The 17,916-nt window shown below is 73.2% G+C and carries 19 protein-coding genes; 8 read left to right on the top strand and 11 right to left on the bottom strand.

The genetic code is table 11. The annotated features are described in order from the left end of the window. Positions 1–138: 138 nt before the first annotated feature. On the bottom strand, positions 139–1,719 hold the full coding sequence (locus FKD65_RS34745) for an MDR family MFS transporter (protein WP_141582825.1): 1,581 nt from the start codon (positions 1,717–1,719) through the stop codon (positions 139–141). Between the two features lie 108 nt (positions 1,720–1,827). On the opposite strand from FKD65_RS34745, the gene FKD65_RS34750 reads away from it, so the two are divergent. Next, positions 1,828–2,403, top strand: a complete 576-nt coding sequence (locus FKD65_RS34750) for a TetR/AcrR family transcriptional regulator (RefSeq protein ID WP_141582828.1) — start codon at positions 1,828–1,830, stop codon at positions 2,401–2,403. Between the two features lie 44 nt (positions 2,404–2,447). On the opposite strand, the gene FKD65_RS34755 is transcribed toward FKD65_RS34750, so the two are convergent. Next, a complete protein-coding gene (locus tag FKD65_RS34755) occupies positions 2,448–3,839 on the bottom strand; it encodes a PP2C family protein-serine/threonine phosphatase (protein ID WP_141582830.1) in 1,392 nt (463 codons plus the stop codon). 269 nt (positions 3,840–4,108) lie between these two features. Further along, a complete protein-coding gene (locus tag FKD65_RS34760) occupies positions 4,109–4,630 on the bottom strand; it encodes a MarR family winged helix-turn-helix transcriptional regulator (protein WP_168221287.1) in 522 nt (173 codons plus the stop codon). 358 nt (positions 4,631–4,988) lie between these two features. On the opposite strand from FKD65_RS34760, the gene FKD65_RS34765 reads away from it, so the two are divergent. Continuing rightward, complete coding sequence (locus tag FKD65_RS34765; RefSeq protein ID WP_141582834.1) at positions 4,989–5,417, top strand: hypothetical protein; 429 nt, start codon at positions 4,989–4,991, stop codon at positions 5,415–5,417. 19 nt (positions 5,418–5,436) lie between these two features. On the opposite strand, the gene FKD65_RS46395 is transcribed toward FKD65_RS34765, so the two are convergent. Both FKD65_RS46395 and FKD65_RS34775 read right to left on the bottom strand, forming a co-directional pair. Beyond that, positions 5,437–5,997: a TetR/AcrR family transcriptional regulator gene (locus FKD65_RS46395; RefSeq protein ID WP_205718347.1), complete on the bottom strand. Its 561-nt coding sequence runs from the start codon at positions 5,995–5,997 to the stop codon at positions 5,437–5,439. 29 nt (positions 5,998–6,026) lie between these two features. Then, positions 6,027–7,190 (bottom strand): acyl-CoA dehydrogenase family protein, encoded by a 1,164-nt coding sequence (locus FKD65_RS34775; protein ID WP_141582837.1) that lies wholly within the window; start codon positions 7,188–7,190, stop codon positions 6,027–6,029. A gap of 107 nt (positions 7,191–7,297) precedes the next feature. Here FKD65_RS34775 and FKD65_RS34780 point away from each other — a divergent pair, with 107 nt between their 5' ends. From FKD65_RS34780 to FKD65_RS34795, 4 genes are all read left to right on the top strand, one after another. Beyond that, positions 7,298–8,422 (top strand): enolase C-terminal domain-like protein, encoded by a 1,125-nt coding sequence (locus tag FKD65_RS34780; RefSeq protein WP_141582839.1) that lies wholly within the window; start codon positions 7,298–7,300, stop codon positions 8,420–8,422. Between the two features lie 27 nt (positions 8,423–8,449). After that, complete coding sequence (locus FKD65_RS34785; protein WP_141582841.1) at positions 8,450–9,019, top strand: DUF2243 domain-containing protein; 570 nt, start codon at positions 8,450–8,452, stop codon at positions 9,017–9,019. Between the two features lie 116 nt (positions 9,020–9,135). Continuing rightward, positions 9,136–9,864: a cytochrome c oxidase assembly protein gene (locus tag FKD65_RS34790; protein ID WP_240810389.1), complete on the top strand. Its 729-nt coding sequence runs from the start codon at positions 9,136–9,138 to the stop codon at positions 9,862–9,864. Between the two features lie 167 nt (positions 9,865–10,031). Next, complete coding sequence (locus FKD65_RS34795) at positions 10,032–10,832, top strand: DeoR/GlpR family DNA-binding transcription regulator (protein WP_141582843.1); 801 nt, start codon at positions 10,032–10,034, stop codon at positions 10,830–10,832. A gap of 118 nt (positions 10,833–10,950) precedes the next feature. On the opposite strand, the gene FKD65_RS34800 is transcribed toward FKD65_RS34795, so the two are convergent. Further along, a complete protein-coding gene (locus FKD65_RS34800) occupies positions 10,951–11,805 on the bottom strand; it encodes an SAM-dependent methyltransferase (RefSeq protein WP_141582845.1) in 855 nt (284 codons plus the stop codon). A 309-nt stretch (positions 11,806–12,114) separates the two neighbouring features. On the opposite strand from FKD65_RS34800, the gene FKD65_RS34805 reads away from it, so the two are divergent. Beyond that, on the top strand, positions 12,115–12,279 hold the full coding sequence (locus FKD65_RS34805) for a hypothetical protein (RefSeq protein WP_240809752.1): 165 nt from the start codon (positions 12,115–12,117) through the stop codon (positions 12,277–12,279). Continuing rightward, positions 12,276–13,007, top strand: a complete 732-nt coding sequence (locus FKD65_RS34810) for a peptidoglycan-binding protein (protein WP_141582849.1) — start codon at positions 12,276–12,278, stop codon at positions 13,005–13,007. Before FKD65_RS34805 ends, FKD65_RS34810 begins: the two co-directional genes overlap by 4 nt. Positions 13,008–13,075: 68 nt before the next feature. Here FKD65_RS34810 and FKD65_RS34815 read toward each other — a convergent pair whose 3' ends face one another. The 5 genes from FKD65_RS34815 to FKD65_RS34835 all read right to left on the bottom strand — a co-directional run bounded on the left by FKD65_RS34815 (position 13,076) and on the right by FKD65_RS34835 (position 17,912). Next, on the bottom strand, positions 13,076–13,768 hold the full coding sequence (locus FKD65_RS34815; RefSeq protein ID WP_141582851.1) for an alpha/beta hydrolase: 693 nt from the start codon (positions 13,766–13,768) through the stop codon (positions 13,076–13,078). A gap of 71 nt (positions 13,769–13,839) precedes the next feature. Further along, a complete protein-coding gene (locus FKD65_RS34820; RefSeq protein ID WP_141582853.1) occupies positions 13,840–15,327 on the bottom strand; it encodes an FAD-binding protein in 1,488 nt (495 codons plus the stop codon). A gap of 79 nt (positions 15,328–15,406) precedes the next feature. Beyond that, positions 15,407–16,144 (bottom strand): glucose 1-dehydrogenase, encoded by a 738-nt coding sequence (locus FKD65_RS34825; protein WP_141582855.1) that lies wholly within the window; start codon positions 16,142–16,144, stop codon positions 15,407–15,409. A 26-nt stretch (positions 16,145–16,170) separates the two neighbouring features. Continuing rightward, positions 16,171–17,268: a diacylglycerol kinase gene (locus FKD65_RS34830; RefSeq protein WP_141582857.1), complete on the bottom strand. Its 1,098-nt coding sequence runs from the start codon at positions 17,266–17,268 to the stop codon at positions 16,171–16,173. After that, positions 17,265–17,912, bottom strand: a complete 648-nt coding sequence (locus tag FKD65_RS34835) for a nuclear transport factor 2 family protein (protein WP_205718349.1) — start codon at positions 17,910–17,912, stop codon at positions 17,265–17,267. Before FKD65_RS34835 ends, FKD65_RS34830 begins: the two co-directional genes overlap by 4 nt. Positions 17,913–17,916: the final 4 nt, after the last annotated feature.

Genomic DNA, 17,916 nt, shown 5'->3' on the forward strand with positions numbered 1-17,916 from the left:
GCGCTCTCCCGCTTCCTCGCTGACCAAGTAAGCGAAAGGTTACTGCCCGGTCGCGGCGGCCCCGCAAGGGGCCCCGCGCCCCGAACGCGGCAGGGCCGCCCTCGGGAGGACGGCCCTGCCGGGTGCTGCCGCGCCGGATCAGATCGCGACGGGTTCGGTGAGATCGCTGTCCTGCCGGGCGGACTTCTCCGTGGGGCCGCCGCGCAGCGGCGTCTCGCGGATGAACCAGGCGGCGACGATGCCCAGCAGCGTGAACACGGACGCCCACAGGAAGACGCCGTGGACGCCGGAGGCGACCGCGTGCTCCACGGCGTCCCGCACCCCGGACGGCATCTGCTTGAGCAGCGCCGGGGTGAGCCGGCCTCCGCTCCCGGAGATCGACTCGCCGGCCTTCTCTCCCAGCCGGTCGTTCAGCCCGCCGGTCAGGCGGTCGGTGTAGATCGCGCCCAGCACCGACACGCCGAGCGAGCCGCCGATCGTCCGGAACAGGGTGGCCGCGCCGCTGGCCGCGCCGATGTCCTTCATCTCCACGCTGTTCTGCGCGATGAGCATCGTGTTCTGCATCAGGAAGCCCATGCCGGCGCCGAGCACGAGCATGAACAGCGCGGTGGTGAGCTGGGTGGAGTCCACGGTGAGCCGGGACAGCAGCAGCATGCCCGCGGTCATGACGACCCCGCCCACGATCGGGTAGACGCGGTAGCGCCCGGTGCGGGTCACCAGCTGCCCGACGGTCATGGTGGTGACGAGCATGCCCATCATCAGCGGAAGCAGGAGCAGGCCGCTGTTGGTGGCCGAGGCGCCCTGCACCAGTTGCTGGAACTGCGGCAGGAAGGTCACCGCGCCGAACATCGCGAAACCGACCAGGAAGCCCAGCACCGAGGCCAGCGTGAAGTTGCGGCTGCGGAACAGGCTCATCGGCAGGATCGGGGACTCCGCTCGCAGTTCCCACAGGACGAACAGGACCAGCAGGACGGCGGCGCCGGCGCCCAGGCCGATGATCGTGGCGGAGCCCCAGGCGTACTCCGTGCCGCCCCAGCTGGTCACCAGCGAGAGGCAGACGATGCCGGCGCTCAGCAGGACCGCGCCGATGTAGTCGATGCGGGACGTGCTGCGGGGACGCTTGGGCAGGTGCATGGTCAGCGCGGTGACCACCAGGGCGAGGGCGCCCAGCGGAAGGTTGACGTAGAAGGCCCACCGCCAGTTGAGGTGGTCGGTGACCAGGCCGCCCAGCAGCGGGCCGCCGATGAAGGCCAGCGGCATGACCGCGGCCATCAGCCCCTGGTAGCGGCCGCGCTCGCGGGGCGGCACCAGGTCGCCGATGATGGCCATGGCGCCGACCATGAGGCCGCCCGCGCCGAGGCCCTGGACGCCGCGGAATGCGATCAGCTGCCCCATGCTGTGCGCCATGCCGGCCAGCGCCGAGCCGGCCAGGAACAGCACGACGGCGGCCATGAACATGCCCTTGCGGCCGTACATGTCGCCGAGCTTGCCCCAGATCGGCGTCGCCGCGGCGGTGGCCAGCGTGTAGGCGGTGACCACCCAGGACAGGTGCGCCACCCCGCCCAGCTCGCCGACGATCGTGGGCATCGCGGTGCCGACCACCAGGTTGTCCAGCATGGCGAGCAGCATGCCGATCATCAGCCCGCTCATCACGACGTACACCTGTCGCTTGCTCTGGGGCGGCTCCACCGTGCCGCTCGCCGCTCTTGCCGTACTCATCCCTGTCCCCGCTCCGTCCGACTTACCTGCCGCCCGGCTAGTTCTTACCCGCCGTACGGTAGACTCGTAACTAGCCGGGCGTCAAGTAAGTTTGAGGGGGAGGGCGCGATGACCCGCCGTCGGAGCGACACCCGCGAGCGGATCCGCAGTGTCGCGCTGGAGCTGTTCGCCGAGCAGGGCTACGAGAAGACCTCGCTGCGCGAGATCGCGGAGCGCCTCGACGTGACGAAGGCGGCGCTGTACTACCACTTCAAGACCAAAGAGGACATCGTCGGCAGCCTCTTCGAGGACTTCTACGCCGAGGCCGAGGAGCTCCTGGAGTGGGCGCGCGGGCAGGAGCCCGCCCCGGCGTCGCGACGGGAGTTCGTGCGCCGCTACGCGGAGATCATCCAGGGTCCCGGCAGGGAGCTGCTCCGCTTCATGCAGCAGAACGAACCGGCCGTCCGAGACCTGAAGACCGCCTCGGAGCTGCGCCAGCGCATGAAGTCCTTCTCCGACTTCATGGTCGACGAGAAGGCGGGCCTGCCCGACCAGATACGCGCCCGCCTGTCCATCCTCACGCTGCACATGACCCACTTCGCCATGCGCGAGACCACCTTCAGTGAAGACGAGGTGCACGCCGCCGCCCTCGAGGTGGCCCTCGACCTCGTCCCCGACGATCCGCCGAGCCCGCCGGCCGAGTGAGCGGAGGCCGCCGCCGGCCGGGAACCGCCCGCGGGCGGCCCCCGTCAGATCGCGGACTCGCCGTGCAGGGTCCGGGCGGGCGGGACCGGGGTGGCGCCGCCGGACGAGCTGTGCCAGTCGAAGCACACCACGACGGCGTCGTCGGCGAGGTCGGTCCCCTCGTGGAACTCGATGAGCTCGTCGATGACGGTCAGCGGGACCTCGGCCGCGGGCTGCAGGCGGCTGCGCCGGGTGGCCTGCTCCAGCAGGTGCGTCCCGTACTCGCCGCTCCTGGCCTTCGCGCCGAAGACCCCGTCGCTGACGATGACCAGCCGGTCGCCGGGCTCCAGCGCGAACCGCTGGGGGCGGTACTCGGTGTCGGGGAACATGCCGAGCGGGAGCTGCTGCTCCAGCGGCACCCGCGTCACCTCGGAGCCGCGCATCAGCAGGAGCCGCGGGGAACCCGCGTCGATGACGTGCACGGTCCCCTCGATCAGGTCGATCCGCATGACGAGGGTCTCGGTGAACTCCCGGCCGCCGTAGCGCACGTGCACCATGTCGTTCGCCAGGCTCGCCTGCTCGCCGAGGTCGGCGCCCGAACGGCGCGCGTTGCGCAGCGCGCCGACGGTCAGCGACGTCAGCAGCGCCGCCTTGATGCCGGTGCCCGCGCCGTTGGTGACGGTCAGCGCCAGGTGGTCGTGCTCGACGGACCAGTCGAAGTTGTCGCCGCCGATCGAGTAGGCCGGCTCCAGGTGCCCCGCGAGGCTGAACGAGGTGTCCGCGTGCGCGTGGCCGGGAAGCAGCTGCCACTGGAGCTCGGCGGCGAGCGTGAGGCGGTGGCGCCGCCTGGCCCGCTCGTACCGGTCGGTCCGGCTCCACGCGACCTTCAGCGCGCTGCCGAGCAGCTCGCCGATCTCGGCCAGCTCGGCCATCTCGCCCGCGCTCCAGGGGCCGGACGAGCCGACCTGGAGGATGCCGAGCCGCTCGCCCCGCGCGCTGACCGGTATGTAGGTCCCGGTCTCGCCGGATCCGTCGCCGTCCTCCGCGGGGGAGACCATGACGCGACCCGCGGCGAACGAGCGCCCGGCCCGGCTCTGCCGGATCCCGATCGGCTCGGCGGCCTCCTCCTCGGCGACCTCCTCGGCGGCCTCGATAGCGGCCGAGGCCCTGCCGTCCGGGACCGGCGGACCGTCGAGCCGGGGCGTGGCCAGGAGGGGCGCGACCGGCATCAGGGCGCGCGAGTGGTAGTCGCAGACCAGGAGCCGGGTGGTGGAGACGCCGGGGTACTCGTGCGCGAGCGTCGCGGCCAGCACCTCGGGCAGCGCGTACGCGGGCGCGGCGCGCAGCGCCCGTTCGATCCTGGCCGGTCGTCCCCGCCCGGCCCCGGCCGGTCGGCCCTGCCCGCCTCCGGCCGTGCGGCCGTCCTGATCCCCGGCCGGGCGGCCCTGCGTGCTCATCGAGACCCCATCTCATCACTGCCTGCCGGCACGGCGGGCGCTGCCGCGTCCCGGTGCGGCCGCTCCTGCGGTACGGCGGCCGGACCGCAGGAGCGGCCGGCCCCCCTCGACCGCCCGTCCGACCGCGGGAACGCGGCTGTTTACTCGGGTCCGCCCCGTCTCTGACGCAGGACCGCACGGGAAGACTGCCAAAGAGTTTGCCATATGGCAAATACTTGATATCGAGCCGCGAAGGACGCGCCTGCGAACGGGCCGGAAGCGGGCGCCGATCAGGCCGTCCGGGACCCGAGGACCCCCTTGCCGCGCTCCCGCCTCTCGCCCGCCTGACCGAACTCCGTGAGCGCGTCGAGCAGCCGGCCCCGGGACGCGGGGGACATCTGCGCCAGCACGTCGCGCACCGCCGCGCGCCGCCGCCGGACCAGCTCGGCGTGCAGCCGCTCGCCCTGGTCGCTCAGCCGCAGCACGATCTCGCGCCGGTCGGTGCGGGCGGTCTCCCGCACGATGAGCCCGGCCGCCTCCAGCCGGTCGCACAGCCGGCTCGTGGAGGAGGGGATCGCGCCGAGCTCCTCGGCGAGCCCGCCGAGGTTCAGCCGGCCGAACCTCGCGATCACCTCCACGGCGCGCAGCTGGATCGGCGAGATGGCGGGTTCGAGGCCCTGGTCCGCGCGGTTCCAGAGCAGCGTGGTAGCGCTCAGCACGCGTTCCACGGCGGCCGCGACGTCGTCCGGAACGGCGCCGGCCGACTCGCCCGCCTGCTCTTCGCCTGACGGCCGCGGTCGTCGCTGACTCACACCCCAGCCTTTCGCACGGAGTCCCCTCTGGCGGCCCCTCACCCCGGCCCTCGGCGGCCCCCCGCCGCGCCGCCCCCGGTCGGGGACCGGGCGGTGCGGTCGCGGGCGATACCACGATAGGGGTTCGGACCGTCGCGACGCGACGGCCGGGCCCGAGCGTACACGGCGCCCCGCTCACCGGCCCCGCCCCGCCGCCGGAGGCGGGCGGCCGCGGGGCGCGCCGTCGAAATGATCGGCGCGCCGCGATGACCGGCGCCCGTCCGAACCCCGCGGGCCTGGCGCGCGTACGAGGTGAGGGGGCCCGCGGGACCCGGACGGCGACGGCGTGAATGGACAGGGATCGTGAAGCCTGCGCGAGGTGACCGTAGTGGGTGACCGGGCGGCGAGCGCCGGACTGGTGGCGCGGCTCCTGGACGCGCTGGAGGACGACTGCGCGCAGTGCGGGGGCTCGGGCACCACGCCGAACGAGCAGTGGCTCGCCTGGCACCGGCGGGCCGGCGAGCTCATCGCGGTCGCCCAGGCCGCCCGCCGCGCCCACGAGTGGCGCCCCGCCCAGGCCGCCACGCCGGCGGCCCCGCCCGTCGCCGCGCCCGAACGGCCCGCCGCCCCCGAGCCCGCCATCGTCACCGCCGTGGAACGCGCCATCGACGACCACATGAACGCCCGCCCGTCCGAGCCGGAGAAGGAGCGCTGCGCCGCGTGCCGCGGGCTCGGCAGGGAGCTCACCCCGGCCGGACGGCAGCTCGCCGAGATGCTGGCGCGCCACGGCTTCGTCCGCCGGGAGTGACCGCGCGCCGGGGACGGGCCTACGGAGCGAGGAGGATCTCCAGCGTGCGCTCCTGCGGGTCGGACTCGGACTCGGGGACGAGATAGCCGCCCGCCCAGACGCGCAGCATCAGCCGCGCCCGCAGGCGCGCCTCCCGCGCGTCGAACCCGAGGTCCTCCAGGCAGGCGACGATGTGCCCGAGCAGCGCCCGGTCGGCGTGCCGCACCGCATCCTCCGCCGCCGGCTCGTGCTGGGCCCACAGCCGCATCGCCCGGTCGATCGGCGCGACCTCGCGGCCGAGCGCCTGGATGCGGCGCAGCCGCTCGCGCGGGTCGGCGGTGCTGCCGAGCGCGAGGCCCAGCATCTCGTCGGTCCGCTCGTGCGCCCACCGGTCCAGCAGGGCCCGCATCAGCTCGGGGCGGTCGCGGAAGTGCCAGTAGAAGCTGCCCTTGGTGACGCCGAGCCGGGCCGCCAGCGCGGTGATCGCCACCCCGCGCTCGCCGGCGCGGGCCAGCTCCCCGTAGGCCGCCTCGATCCAGTCGCGCCGCGCCACCCTGGGCCGGCCCGTCTTCCCGCCGCCCGTTCTCGTGCCGGCCGTCATCGCCCCCCGCCCTCGCCGCCGTGCCGCCGTCACACCAGGGCCACCGGGCCGGGGTCCAGGCCCAGTTCGATCCTGCCGTAGAGGGCGTACGCCGCGTCCGGTTCGAACACCACGTGCCCGGTGATCGTATTCACGTCCCGCTGCGCCCGCTGGAAGGGCGAGTCGGTGAACTGCGCGCTCGCCCCGGCCGCCGAGCACAGGTCGTTGACGACCCGCCGGGCGGTCCCGGCGACGTGCGCCGCCACCAGCCGGGCCCTGGCGCGGCGCCGCAGGTCGCAGCCTCCGTCCGCCACGGCGCGGACGACGCCGCGCAGCGCGTCCTCCAGCAGCAGCCGGGCCGCGGCCAGGTCCGCGGTCGCCGCCGCGAGCCGGACCTGCGCGCCCGCCGTCTCGCGCTGCCGCTCGCCGGAGTAGGCCATCACCCGGCCCCGCGTCCGCTCGGCGAACCGTGCCAGCACGCCCTCGGCCGCGCCGAGCACGGGCGCGGCGCCGGTCAGCGCGAACACGGGCACGAGCGGCGTCCGGTAGAGCGCGCCGGAGTGGACGAGGGAGCCGGGCGAGCGCCCCTCCGCCAGGTCCGCCAGCGGCACCGACCGGTGCGCGGGGACGAACACGTCCGGCACCTCGATGTCGTTGCTTCCGGTGCCCCGCATCCCGCTGGTGTGCCAGACGTCGTGGACCGCGACCTCCTCGCGCGGCAGCAGGAACAGCCGCGGCTCGATCGCGTCGCCCTCGGCGACCAGCGCCATCACCATCACGTGTCCGGCGTGCATCACCCCGCTGCCCCACGACCAGCGCCCGGTGACCCGGTGCCCGCCCTCCGCCGGCGCCGCCGTCCCGCCCGGTGACAGGACGCAGGGGATCAGCGCGTACGGCCGGTCGGCCCAGACCTCGGCCTGCGCCTGCTCGGGGAACAGCGCGACCATCCAGTTGTGGAGCGAGTAGATGACCGACAGCCAGCCCGTCGAGGCGCAGCCGGCGCCCGCCTCGCGGCACGCCGCGGCCATCTCCTCGAACCCGAGCTCGGCGCCGCCGAAACGCTTCGGCACCAGCATGTCGAACAGGCCGGTCCCGGCCAGGTCGGCGATGGTCTCGTCGGGCAGCCGCCGCGCCCGCTCGGCGTCCGGCGCGCGCTCGGCGAGCGTCGGCGCGAGGTCCCGGACGCGGCGCGCGATCCCGTCTCCATACTCCATGGTGCGGAACCATACTCCTAGGTATGGTACGCCGCCCAGCCCCCCGCCTTTGTTTAGGTCCGGTCCCAGTGGCCAACGGAAGGTTGACGCCGAAGAAGGGGGAGCCGATGCGTTCGCGGGGCGCTGTCGAGGTCGACGGCCTCGGTGTGCACGCCTTCGAGGTGCCCACCGACGGCCCCGGCGGCGGCGAGGAGGACGGCACGCTGCGCTGGGATTCGACGACCATCGTCATCGTCGAGGCGCACGCCGCCGGGCAGACCGGGATCGGTTACACCTACGGGGACGTCTCGGTCGCCGCGTTCGTGGAGTCCGCGCTGGCGTCCGCGGTCCGGGGCGCCGACGCGCTCGCACCGCCCGCCGCGTGGGAGCGGATGTCCGCCGCGATCCGCAACGCCGGACGGTCCGGAGTGGGGGCGATGGCGGTGTCCGCCGTCGACGTCGCGCTCTGGGACCTCAAGGCGAGGCTGCTCGGACTCCCGCTGTTCAGGGTGCTGCCGGCCTTCCACGACCGGGTCCCCGTCTACGGCAGCGGCGGTTTCACGAACTACCCCCTGGACCGGCTGGCCGGCCAGCTCGCCGGCTGGGTCGAGCAGGGCGTCCCGCGGGTCAAGCTGAAGGTGTCGCGGCGCCCGGAGGAGGACCCGCGGCGGCTCGCGGCCGTCCGGGACGCGATCGGGGACGGCCCCGAGCTGTTCGCCGACGCCAACGGGGCCCTCACGCGCAAGGACGCCCTGTACTGGGCGCGCCGCTTCGCCGAGGTGTGGGACGTCCGCTGGTTCGAGGAGCCCGTGAGCTCCGACGACGTCGAGGGCCTGCGCCTCGTGCGCGACCAGGGGCCGGGACGGCTGGAGGTCGCGGCGGGGGAGTACGGGTTCGTCCTGAAGGACTTCGCCGGCCTCCTGGACGGGCCGGCCGTGGACTGCCTCCAAGCCGACGTCACCCGCTGCGGCGGCATCACGGGCCTCCTCCAGGTCGCGGGGCTGTCCGCGGCGCGGCAGACCGACCTGTCGGCCCACTGCGCCCCCGCGGTCTCCGCGCACGCGTTCTGCGCGGTCGGCCGCCTGCGCCACCTCGAGTACTTCCACGACCACGTCCGCGTCGAACGGCTGCTCTTCGACGGGACGCTCACCCCGGAGGACGGCGCCCTCGTCCCGGCGCCCGACCGCCCCGGCCATGGCCTGGACGTCAAGTGGAGCGACGCCGAGCCCTACCGAACGCACGGCAGCCGCTGAATCCGCCCATCCACGCATTGGAGAGAGATGACCGCGACCGTTCGAGAAGGCCGCGCGGACCTGACGCCGGTGGACCTGCGACTGCCGGGGATCGTCCTCGGGGTCGGTCTGGGCGGGTTCGTCGACGGCATTCTGCTGCACCAGCTGCTCCAGTGGCACCACATGCTGACCAGCACGAACACCGACAACATCGGGGTGAAGTACTACTCGCCGCACACCGTGTCTGGGCTGGAGATGAACACGGTGTGGGACGGCGTCTTCCACGTGGTGTGCTGGCTGTCGGTCCTGACCGGCCTCGCCGTCCTGTACTCGCGGGTCACGCACCAGCGCCGCCGGGTGTGGACCTCGGCGGCGCTGTGGGGCTGGATCCTGGTCGGCTGGGGGCTGTTCAACGTCGTCGAAGGAATCGTCGACCACCAGATACTGGGCATCCACCACGTCCACGGCGGCCCTCACCAGATCTGGTGGGACATCGGGTTCCTTCTGCTCGGCGTGGTCCTGGTCGCCGTCGGCTACGTCGTCCAGCGCACCGCCAAGCCGCTGTCGCCGTCCGGCGCACCTGACGGACCCGCGCCCACCCCGGGACGGGACGCATGACGCCCGCAACGCAGCTCCTCCAAGCGGCGGCCCACCCGATGCACGAACACGGCGGGGGCACTCCGCTGGACACGGTTGTGCCTCTCGCTCTCGTGGGGCTGGTCGCGTCGACCTACATGGCGCTGTGGTGGCGTGGCCGACGCCGGAACCCGGCACGGGGCCCGGGATGGATGCGCGCGGTGACGTTCCTGACCGGTTGCGCGCTTCTCGCGCTCGCGCTGTCGGCGCCCTTGGACGCGTTCGCCGACCGCGACTTCCGGGGGCACATGCTCCAGCACCTGCTCATCGGCATGTACGCGCCGCCGGCACTGGTTCTGGGCGCCCCGATAACGGTGCTGCTGCGCGCTGTTCCCGCCGCCCGCGCCAGGACGCTGACCCGCGTCCTGCGCAGCGTCCCCCTGCGGATCCTGGCCCATCCGGTTCCCGCCCTGGTGCTCAGCGCGGGCACTCTTCCCCTGGTCTACTTCACCCCGCTGTACAACGCGACCATGGAGCATTCGGCTCTGCACATGGCGCTGCACATCCATTTCCTGCTGTCCGGCTGCCTGTTCGCCTGGGTCATCGCGGGGCCGGATCCCGCGCCCTCCCGTCCCGGCGTCCTGGCCCGGCTGGTGGCCCTCGGCGTGGCCGTCGCCGTCCACGCGACCGTCTCCCAGCTCATCTACGGCGGGTTCCTCATCGACATCCACGCACCCATCGCCCAGGTACGCGGCGGCGCCGAACTCATGTACTACGGCGGCGACATCGCCGAACTCCTGCTGGCCTTCGCGCTGGTGGCCACCTGGCGCCCGGCCCGCCACCCGGCCAGGCCCGCGGCCCGTCCGCGCCGGACCACCACCGCCTAGGCCCCGAACGCCTTCACCGCCCTGGCGGGGGTGCAAGCAGGGTCGACCGAGGAAGGTCAACTGGACTGACCCTCGTGTTAACAAACCATCCGAACGTGTTACCTTGTGTGCCGCCCGGCCCCTCGCCGACACCCGGTCGCGCGCGCCGGCCGGTGGGAGGTTCCGGCATGGGCAGGGAGAGCGGGGACGCGCGTGCTGGAGCGGCCGGGCCCGAGCGACGCAGGCAGGACATCGCCGACATCGTGCTCTCCGCGGGGTCGGTCTCCGCCGCCGGGCTCGCCGAGCGCTTCGGCGTCAGCCTCATGACGATCCACCGCGACCTCGACGAGCTGGAGCGGCAGGGCGTCGTCCGCAAGCACCGCGGCGGGGTGACCGCGCAGCCGTCCGGGGTGTTCGAGAGCAACGTCGCCTACCGGATGAAGTCGATGCGGCCCGCCAAGGACGCCATCGCCGCGAAGGCCGCCGAGATGGTCGAGCCGGGAATGGCGGTCATGCTCGACGACTCCACCACGGCGCTCGCGCTGGCCCGGCGGCTGGCGGGGATGGCCCCGCTGACGGTGGTGACCAACTTCCTGCAGGCCATCAACCTGCTGTCGGGCGAGCGCGACATCCGGCTGATGGCGCTCGGCGGCGACTACGACCCGCTGCACGACTCGTTCCTCGGGGTCTCGTGCGTGGACGCGATCGAGGCGCTCAACGTCGACCTGTGCTTCGTGTCGACGTCCGCGGTCTCCGGCGGGTTCGCCTACCACCAGGAGCAGCGCATCGTCTCGGTGAAGCGCGCCATGCTCGGCGCGGCGGCCCGCGGCGTGCTGCTGATCGACCACTCCAAGCTCAGCCGGGTGGCGCTCCACCGGGTCGCGCCGCTGTCGGCCTTCGACCGGATCATCGTCGACGACGGAGCCGAGGCCGACGTGCTGCGAGGGCTCGACGAGCAGAAGGTGGCGTACGAGCTGGCGGCGACCTGACGGGGACCGCCCGCGACGGGTCCCCGTGGAGGCGGACCGGGTGCGCCGCCGGTGTTGCTCGCGCCCTCTGCCGCGCGCTTCGCGGCGCCTCGGTGTCGGAGCGCGGAGACCGGGAGATTCAGGCCTTGCGGAGGACGCCCCCGTACTCGCAGAAGTCCCGGCCCATCTTGGAGGCCCCGACGAAGGGGGTGAGCTCGTCCGGGACGGGAGGCAGGGGCGGCTGGTCGGGGTCGGGCCGCCACTGCATCAGGTTGACCAGGCCGGGCTCGACCGGCTCCAGGCCGTCGCGCAGGAGCGCGTCGACCTCGTCGCGGGTGCGGTTCTGCCACGGGATGCCCGCCGCGCGCATCCGGGCGTCCAGGTCCGCGGCGCGGTCGGGGTCGGAGCAGACGATCTGGGAGAACGCGAGGTGGCTGCCGGGCGCGGCCCGGTCCAGGATCGTGCGGACGATCCGGCCCGGGTCGTCGGCGTCGGTGAGGTGGTGGCCGACCGACAGGAACAGCACCGCCAGCGGCTCGTCGAAGTCGATCAGGCGCTCGACCTCGGGCGCGGCGAGGATGGTCTCGGTGTCGCGGAAGTCGGCGGTGATCACGACGGTGGACCCGTCGCCTGCCAGCAGCGCGCGGGCGTGCGCGAGCACGATGGGGTCGTGGTCGACGTAGACGACGCGGGCGTCCGGCGCGAACCGCTGGGCGACCTGGTGGACGTTGTTGTCGGTCGGCAGCCCGCACCCCATGTCCAGGAACTGGCGGATCCCGGCCTCGGCCGCGAGATATCGCACGGCCCTGTAGAGGAACAGCCGGTTCTGCCGGGTGATGTCGATGGACTCGGGGAACGCCGGCGCCGTCTTCAACGCGAAGTCGCGGTCGACCTGGTAGTTGTCCTTGCCGCCCAGTGCCCACCCGTACACCCGGGCGGACGCCGGGACGTCGTCGCGGATCCGGACGACGGAGTCGTGCTCGTTGCCTGCCACCCTGTGCTCCCGCTCTCGCAGACGTAGTCCGCTCACCGTAGCCGTACGCCGGAGCCGCCGAAGCAACGCTTGGGATCTTCGACCGCGGGCCACCGCCCGGCACCCGGGTGCCCGGCCGCGCGATCCGGCACCCGGCTGGCGCGGCGCGGAAGAACTGCTGGTGAGGCCATAACACTCTTTCTGATCGACTCAGGATGAACGTCCGACCTGGCCGCAAACTAGGAGTAACGGAAGGTGTCACAACCATCACCGTCAGCAGTGACAGTGACCCCCGCGAAGCGGGAAATGCCCGAATGTCCAGGAGGCAGCATGAACCAGGAGCTAGAGCACATGGACGAGGTGGACGTCCACCCCGCCGTCCACAACCCCACGGAGCCCGACGAGCAGGAGGTTCTCGAAAGCCTCTTCGGCGCCCCGGACCGCGACGGTTTCTTCCGCGGCCCACCCCTCGGCGAGGAGGCGAAGGAGCGATGACCGCGGCGCAGATGGTCGCCGAGGCCCGCAGCACGATCGGCATCTCCGGGCGGCCGAACGTCATCACCCGGGAGTACGCGTCCAGGCACGGCGACGAGTACCTCCTCGCGGGCTGGTGCGACATGGCCGTCACCTACTGGGCGCGGCACAGCGGCAACGCCGGGGCCGTCCTCCCGGCCGGGGACCGCGCCTACACCGTGACGCACGCCCAGGACTTCCAGAGGATCGGCCGCTGGCACAGCGGAACCGCCGCGAACGTGAACGCCGCCAAGCCGGGCGACATCGTGTTCTACGACTGGGGCGGCACGGACAACATCGGTGCGATCGACCACGTCGGCGTGGTCGAGTTCTCGCTCGGCGGCGGGCGGCTGCAAGCGATCGAGGGAAACACCAGCGACGCGGTGCGCCGCCGCATCCGCGCCGCCGCCGACATCGCCGGTTACGGACGACCCGCGTACGACGACGACTGGACGGAGAAGATGGTGAAGAACCTTCCAATGCTCGGCAGGGGCGATACCGGCGAGGACGTGGAGACCGTGCAAGGGCTGCTACTGGCACGCAGCCACCCCGAGGTCTCCATCAACGGCACGTTCGACGCCAAGACCGAGGCGGCCGTGAAGGCGGTGCAGCGGTGGGGCCACGTCGACGACGACGGGATCGTCGGCCCCATGACCTGGCCGGTCCTGCTGCGCGTGCAAGACCCCCCCTTGGAGCCCTCAGCCGTGTGAACCGGTACGGACGCCGGCCGCCTCGCGACCCGAGCGGGTCGCGGGGCGGCCCGGCCGCCGCGATGTGCTCACCCGGAGGTGCCCTCCCGGAGGCCGTCGCGCGGGCCGAGCCCGGCGGCGTAGGCCTCGAGGCGGTCCGCCAGCTCGCGGGGCCGGCTCAGCGCGGGCGTGTGCCCGCCGTCGATCTCGTCGGGGACGATGCCGAGGCGCTCGCGGGCGACCCGGCGGAGGTAGCGGGCGGGGAACAGGCGGTCGTCGCGGCACACCAGGACCCTCGTGGGGACGTCGGGCCAGGCCCGCATCGGCGTCGGCTCGCCCATCCGGGCCTCGGACTGGCCCCGCGACCGCCGCAGCGCCTCGTCCGCCAGATCGGCCGGGACGTCCTGGTAGAACAGGGCGACGGTGCCGTCGTGGCTCTCCCGCTCCTCTTCCTCGTACCGCGTATTGCCCCAGTAGGCGGCGGGCGACTCTCCCGGCGCCGGGATCATGGGCGCGACCAGGACGAGCATGTCCACGGCCGCCCGCTCGCAGACGAGCGGTGCGGTGAAGCCGCCGAACGACTGCGCGACGACGATCAGGCCGGTCCGGTCGTCGGCGGCGGCGGCCGCGGTGTCGGCGTACTCGGGCAGGCCGGCCGAGTCGTCGTCGCAGGGGAGGTCCGGCGAGACGGCCTCGTGGCCGCGCGCACGGAGCTCGGCCTCCACGAGATGCCAGTACCAGCCGACGTCACCGGCGCCGTGGATGAGGACGAATGCGGCCACGCTGCCTCCCGCTGCTCGGTTCCCGAGAGGCTAGGCGACCGCACCGACATTCCGGCCCGCGGCCCGTCCCCTCACCGGGATGCGCCGCGTCCCCGCGCGGCCGCGGCGAGGCCGGCCCTGCGGCCGAAGAACGAGCCCTCGCCGAGCTGGGTCCCCGAGCAGTAGCCCGCACCGTCCTGCGCGATGTTGGACGCGCAGGCCCCGGCCGCGTAGAGCCCGCCGATGACCGACCCGTCCTCCCGCCGCACCTCGCCGTCGACCGTCGTGGCCATGCCGCCGAGCGTGAATCCGGCGTAGAGGGCGGTGCCCAGGGTGAGGTCGTAGACGCCCCACGGGCCGTTCGTCTGCGGCGCCAGCCAGTCGGGGTGCTTGTGGAAGTCGGGGTCCTCGCCCCGCGCGGCGTACTCGTTGTAGCGCGCCATCGTCGCGGCGAGCGAGCCCGGGGGAAGCCCCAGGCCGCCCTCCATCTCCTCGATCGTCTCGTAGCCGTCCTTCAGCACCACGAGGGGCATCCGCTGCTCCTCCATGTGGTCGCTGTCGGCGATCAGGTAGGCGGCGGCGCCGGGCTGCCTGAGGACGAAGTACGACGTGCGCGCGTGGTAGCTGTCCTCGGCCACGAACCGCTCGCCGCGCCTGTTGACGATCAGCCCCTTCACCAGCGAGGACGGCGGGTAGAACGGCGCGGTGACGAAGGGCTCGTCCATGTGCTCCAGCGCGGCCCCGGCCGACCGCCCGAGCCGGATCCCGAGCCCGTCGTCGTAGGTGCCGCCGAGCGTGAACAGCTTCCCGCCGAGCGCCGGCGTGTGGGCCGCGACCATGTCCGGGTTCATCACGAAGCCGCCGGCCGCGATCACCACCGCGGCGCACGCGAGGACGCCGGTCCGGTCGTAGTTCCTCCAGGCGACGCCGGTGACCGCGCCGCCGGCGTCGACCACCAGGTTGGTCGCGCCCGTCTCGTAGCGGACCTCGACCCCCGCCTCCTCGACCCGGTCGCGCAGCAGGTCCATGACCAGCTTCGTGCCGTCGGTGTCCCCGGGCACCGGCACCTTGTGCCCCCGGGGCGCCGGCCGGACCTCCTCGCGGAACGGCCACACCTTCTCGTTGCCGGTGAACATCAGGCCCTCGGTGCCGGGCTGGATCACGGCCTTGCCGGGGAAGTAGGACCGCTCGAACTCGAACCCGAGCGCCTCCAGCCACTCGAAGTGGGCGACCGAGCCCTCGCAGTAGGCCCGGATCTTCCGCTCGTCGGGGTCCTTGGAGGTCGCCGTCAGGTAGCGCGCCATCGCCTCGACCGAGTCCTCCTGCCCGGTGGCGCGCTGGACCGCGGTGCCCCCGCCGAGGTAGAAGTGGCCGCCGGACATGCTCGACGTGCCGCCGTGGACGGCGGCCCGCTCCAGCAGCAGCACCCGGGCGCCCGAGCGCGCGGCCTCCAGCGCGGCGCAGCCGCCGGCGATCCCGAAGCCCACCACCACGACGTCGAACCGCTCGGCGTCGCCGGGGAGGTCCGCGGCGGGGATCACCTGGGGGATGGCCGTTCCGGGGGAGGTCTGTGGGTTCATCGGTCCGTCTCTGCTCATCGGTCGCCGGTGGCGCCCGTTCTCGGTTCGGTCGGACGGCGGGGGAGCGGCCGGCCGCGCGTCAGCTCCTGTGCGGGATCTGCTGGACGGTCCCCCCGTCGACGACGAACTCCGATCCGGTCGCGAAGGACGACTCGTCGCTGGCGAGGAAGACGACGAAGGACGCGACGTCCTCGGGCAGGCCGGGGCGTCCGAGCGGGATCGGGACCATGTCGTCGGGGATGCCCTCGGTGAGCGGCGTCCGGATCAGGCCGGGGTGCAGCGAGTTGACCCGGACGCCGTGCGGGGCGAGCTCCACGGCGACCGACTTGGTGAGGCCGCGCAGCCCCCACTTCGAGGCCACGTAGCCGTGCGCCCAGGAGGTGCCGCGAAGGCCCTCGATGGAGGAGTTGTTGATGATCGACCCGCCCCCGGCGGCGATCAGCGCGTCGGCGGCCGCGCGGATGCCGAGGAACGGGCCGGTCAGGTTGACGTCGATGATCTGCTGCCACTTCTCCGGGCTGAACCGCTGGATCGCCGCGCCGTTGGCGATCCCCGCGTTGTTGAACAGCACGTGGAGCGCGCCGAACTCGCGGACGGCGGTCTCGACGGCGGCCGCCCAGTCCTCGGCGCTGGTCACGTCGAGGTGGACGTAGCGGCAGGCGTCGCCCAGCTCGCCCGCGACGGCCTCGCCCTCCTCGTCGAGGATGTCGCCGATCACGATCCGGGCGCCCTCGGCGGCCAGGGCGCGGGCACTGGCCGCGCCGATACCGCGGGCGCCGCCGCTGATCAGGGCGGTCTTGCCGTCCACACGTCCCATTGCTCGTGCCCTTTCCGTCGGGGGTCCTAGTCGGCCAGCGCGGTCGCGAAGACGCCGCGGGCGGTGCCGAAGGGCAGGTCGAGCGGCGTCCGCAGCCCCGGCGGCGCCGCCATCACCTCGGGGATCGAGTTGACGATGCGCCCGGCGCCCGCGGCGATGGCGGCGTAGTTGTGGTCGCCCTTGGCGCTGGTCGGGCAGACGTCGACGCGGTAGGACGGCTCACCGACGATCTCCAGCCGGTAGGAGCCGCCGTCCTGCGCGGGCTGCGGCCAGTCGGGGCGCAGGTCGCCGCGGAGCCTGGTCGTGTGGTCGACGACGAGGACCTCCCTGCCGCGGGCGACGCCCCGGATCTGGAACCGCACGGCCGCCATCCCGCCCGCGGGGATGTGGCCCGCGGCCACGTCGAACGCCTTCGGCGCCGGCTCCCGCTCGAACCACTCGGTAATCTCGTCGAGCTCGAAGCCGAACCCGCGGGCCAGCATCCGGAGGCTGACGCCCCACGACGCGGCCAGCATCCCCGGCTGGAGAATCCTCGGCAGGTCCTCCAGGGGCCGCCCGAAGCCCATGAAGTCGAACAGGACCGGGCCGCCGTCGTAGGTCGCGTAGTCGGCGATCTCCGAGCAGACGACCTTCTCCACCCGCTGGCAGGTACTGGCGATCGCGAAGGGCAGCAGGTCGTTGACCCATCCGGGGTCCACCCCGGTGACGAAGACGCTCGTCCCGCCCGCCCGGCAGGCGTCCTCGATGGGACCGATCATGCGGTCCGGCAGCAGCCCCCAGGGGTAGATCAGCGGCACCGGCGAGGAGGCCACGACGTCGCTGCCCGCGGCGAGGATCTTCGCTATGTCCGCGAGGGCGTCCCGCAGCCGGGTCTCGCCGATCGCGCAGTAGACGGCGCAGTCCGGCCGGGCGGCGAGCGCCGCGTCCAGGTCGGCGGTGGCCGCGACGCCCGTGACCACGTCGAGCCCGGCGAGCTCGCCCGCGTCCCGTCCGACCTTCGCGGGATTCGACACGACCAGCCCGGCCAGCTCGAAGCGGGGGTCCTCGATCAACTGCCCCAGGGCGATGCGGCCGACGTTGCCGGTGGCCACGTGCAGGACGCGGATGGCCGTGGGGCCGGTCACTTCGCCGCCTCGGGGGAGCCTCCCGGCTCCTGGGTGACGTAGTCGCCCCGCTCGACCGGCGGCGGCCACAGCGTCGAGGTGAGCTCGTCGTAGTGGTAGTGGCCGGGGACGTCGTGCCCGGCCACCTTCATCCGCCGCAGCAGGGTCTCGGGCGCCTTGCCGGACTGGAGGATCTCCATGAACGTGTGGGCGGTCGAGGGCATGTCGAACCAGTCGCGCTGCCAGGCGATCTTGATCTGGCCGGCGTCCGGGCCCTTCGCCTGCCGCGCCACGCCGAACCAGGAGCCGCCGATCCCGAGGACCTCGTACTCCCGGCCCGTCTCCTCGTTCACGATCCCCGAGCGCTGCTTCCAGAAGCCGACGATCATCGCCTTCCGCTCGTCGACCACGGTCGCCTGGTAGTCGTAGTGCCAGCCGTCGAGGCCGTCCATCTCGATGCCGATCGCCCAGTCCCGGATCTGGTCGCGGCCGACGGCCATGAAGTGCTCGTCGGGGCTGTACATCCAGCCGTAGGTCGCGTCCTCGGCGTAGGACTCGGCCAGCACGCGCCAGTCGCCGGTCCGCTCGGCCTCGCGGTTGGCCGCCAGCCAGGAGTCCCAGAACTCGTCGATCTCGGCGCGGGTCAGGTCGCTGGAGTCGCTCACGTCG

Origin of the sequence: Actinomadura sp. WMMA1423 (assembly GCF_006547145.1) — a bacterium.
In the GTDB taxonomy this organism is placed as follows: domain Bacteria; phylum Actinomycetota; class Actinomycetes; order Streptosporangiales; family Streptosporangiaceae; genus Spirillospora.

What these genes read in the sequence shown, in the direction of transcription:
- FKD65_RS34745 (WP_141582825.1), bottom strand. Translation starts at nt 1,719, where the DNA reads ATGAGTACGGCAAGAGCGGCGAGCGGCACGGTGGAGCCGCCCCAGAGC.
- FKD65_RS34750 (WP_141582828.1), top strand. Translation starts at nt 1,828, where the DNA reads ATGACCCGCCGTCGGAGCGACACCCGCGAGCGGATCCGCAGTGTCGCG.
- FKD65_RS34755 (WP_141582830.1), bottom strand. Translation starts at nt 3,839, where the DNA reads ATGAGCACGCAGGGCCGCCCGGCCGGGGATCAGGACGGCCGCACGGCC.
- FKD65_RS46395 (WP_205718347.1), bottom strand. Translation starts at nt 5,997, where the DNA reads ATGACGGCCGGCACGAGAACGGGCGGCGGGAAGACGGGCCGGCCCAGG.
- FKD65_RS34775 (WP_141582837.1), bottom strand. Translation starts at nt 7,190, where the DNA reads ATGGAGTATGGAGACGGGATCGCGCGCCGCGTCCGGGACCTCGCGCCG.
- FKD65_RS34780 (WP_141582839.1), top strand. Translation starts at nt 7,298, where the DNA reads ATGCGTTCGCGGGGCGCTGTCGAGGTCGACGGCCTCGGTGTGCACGCC.
- FKD65_RS34785 (WP_141582841.1), top strand. Translation starts at nt 8,450, where the DNA reads ATGACCGCGACCGTTCGAGAAGGCCGCGCGGACCTGACGCCGGTGGAC.
- FKD65_RS34790 (WP_240810389.1), top strand. Translation starts at nt 9,136, where the DNA reads ATGGCGCTGTGGTGGCGTGGCCGACGCCGGAACCCGGCACGGGGCCCG.
- FKD65_RS34795 (WP_141582843.1), top strand. Translation starts at nt 10,032, where the DNA reads ATGGGCAGGGAGAGCGGGGACGCGCGTGCTGGAGCGGCCGGGCCCGAG.
- FKD65_RS34805 (WP_240809752.1), top strand. Translation starts at nt 12,115, where the DNA reads ATGAACCAGGAGCTAGAGCACATGGACGAGGTGGACGTCCACCCCGCC.
- FKD65_RS34810 (WP_141582849.1), top strand. Translation starts at nt 12,276, where the DNA reads ATGACCGCGGCGCAGATGGTCGCCGAGGCCCGCAGCACGATCGGCATC.
- FKD65_RS34820 (WP_141582853.1), bottom strand. Translation starts at nt 15,327, where the DNA reads ATGAACCCACAGACCTCCCCCGGAACGGCCATCCCCCAGGTGATCCCC.
- FKD65_RS34825 (WP_141582855.1), bottom strand. Translation starts at nt 16,144, where the DNA reads ATGGGACGTGTGGACGGCAAGACCGCCCTGATCAGCGGCGGCGCCCGC.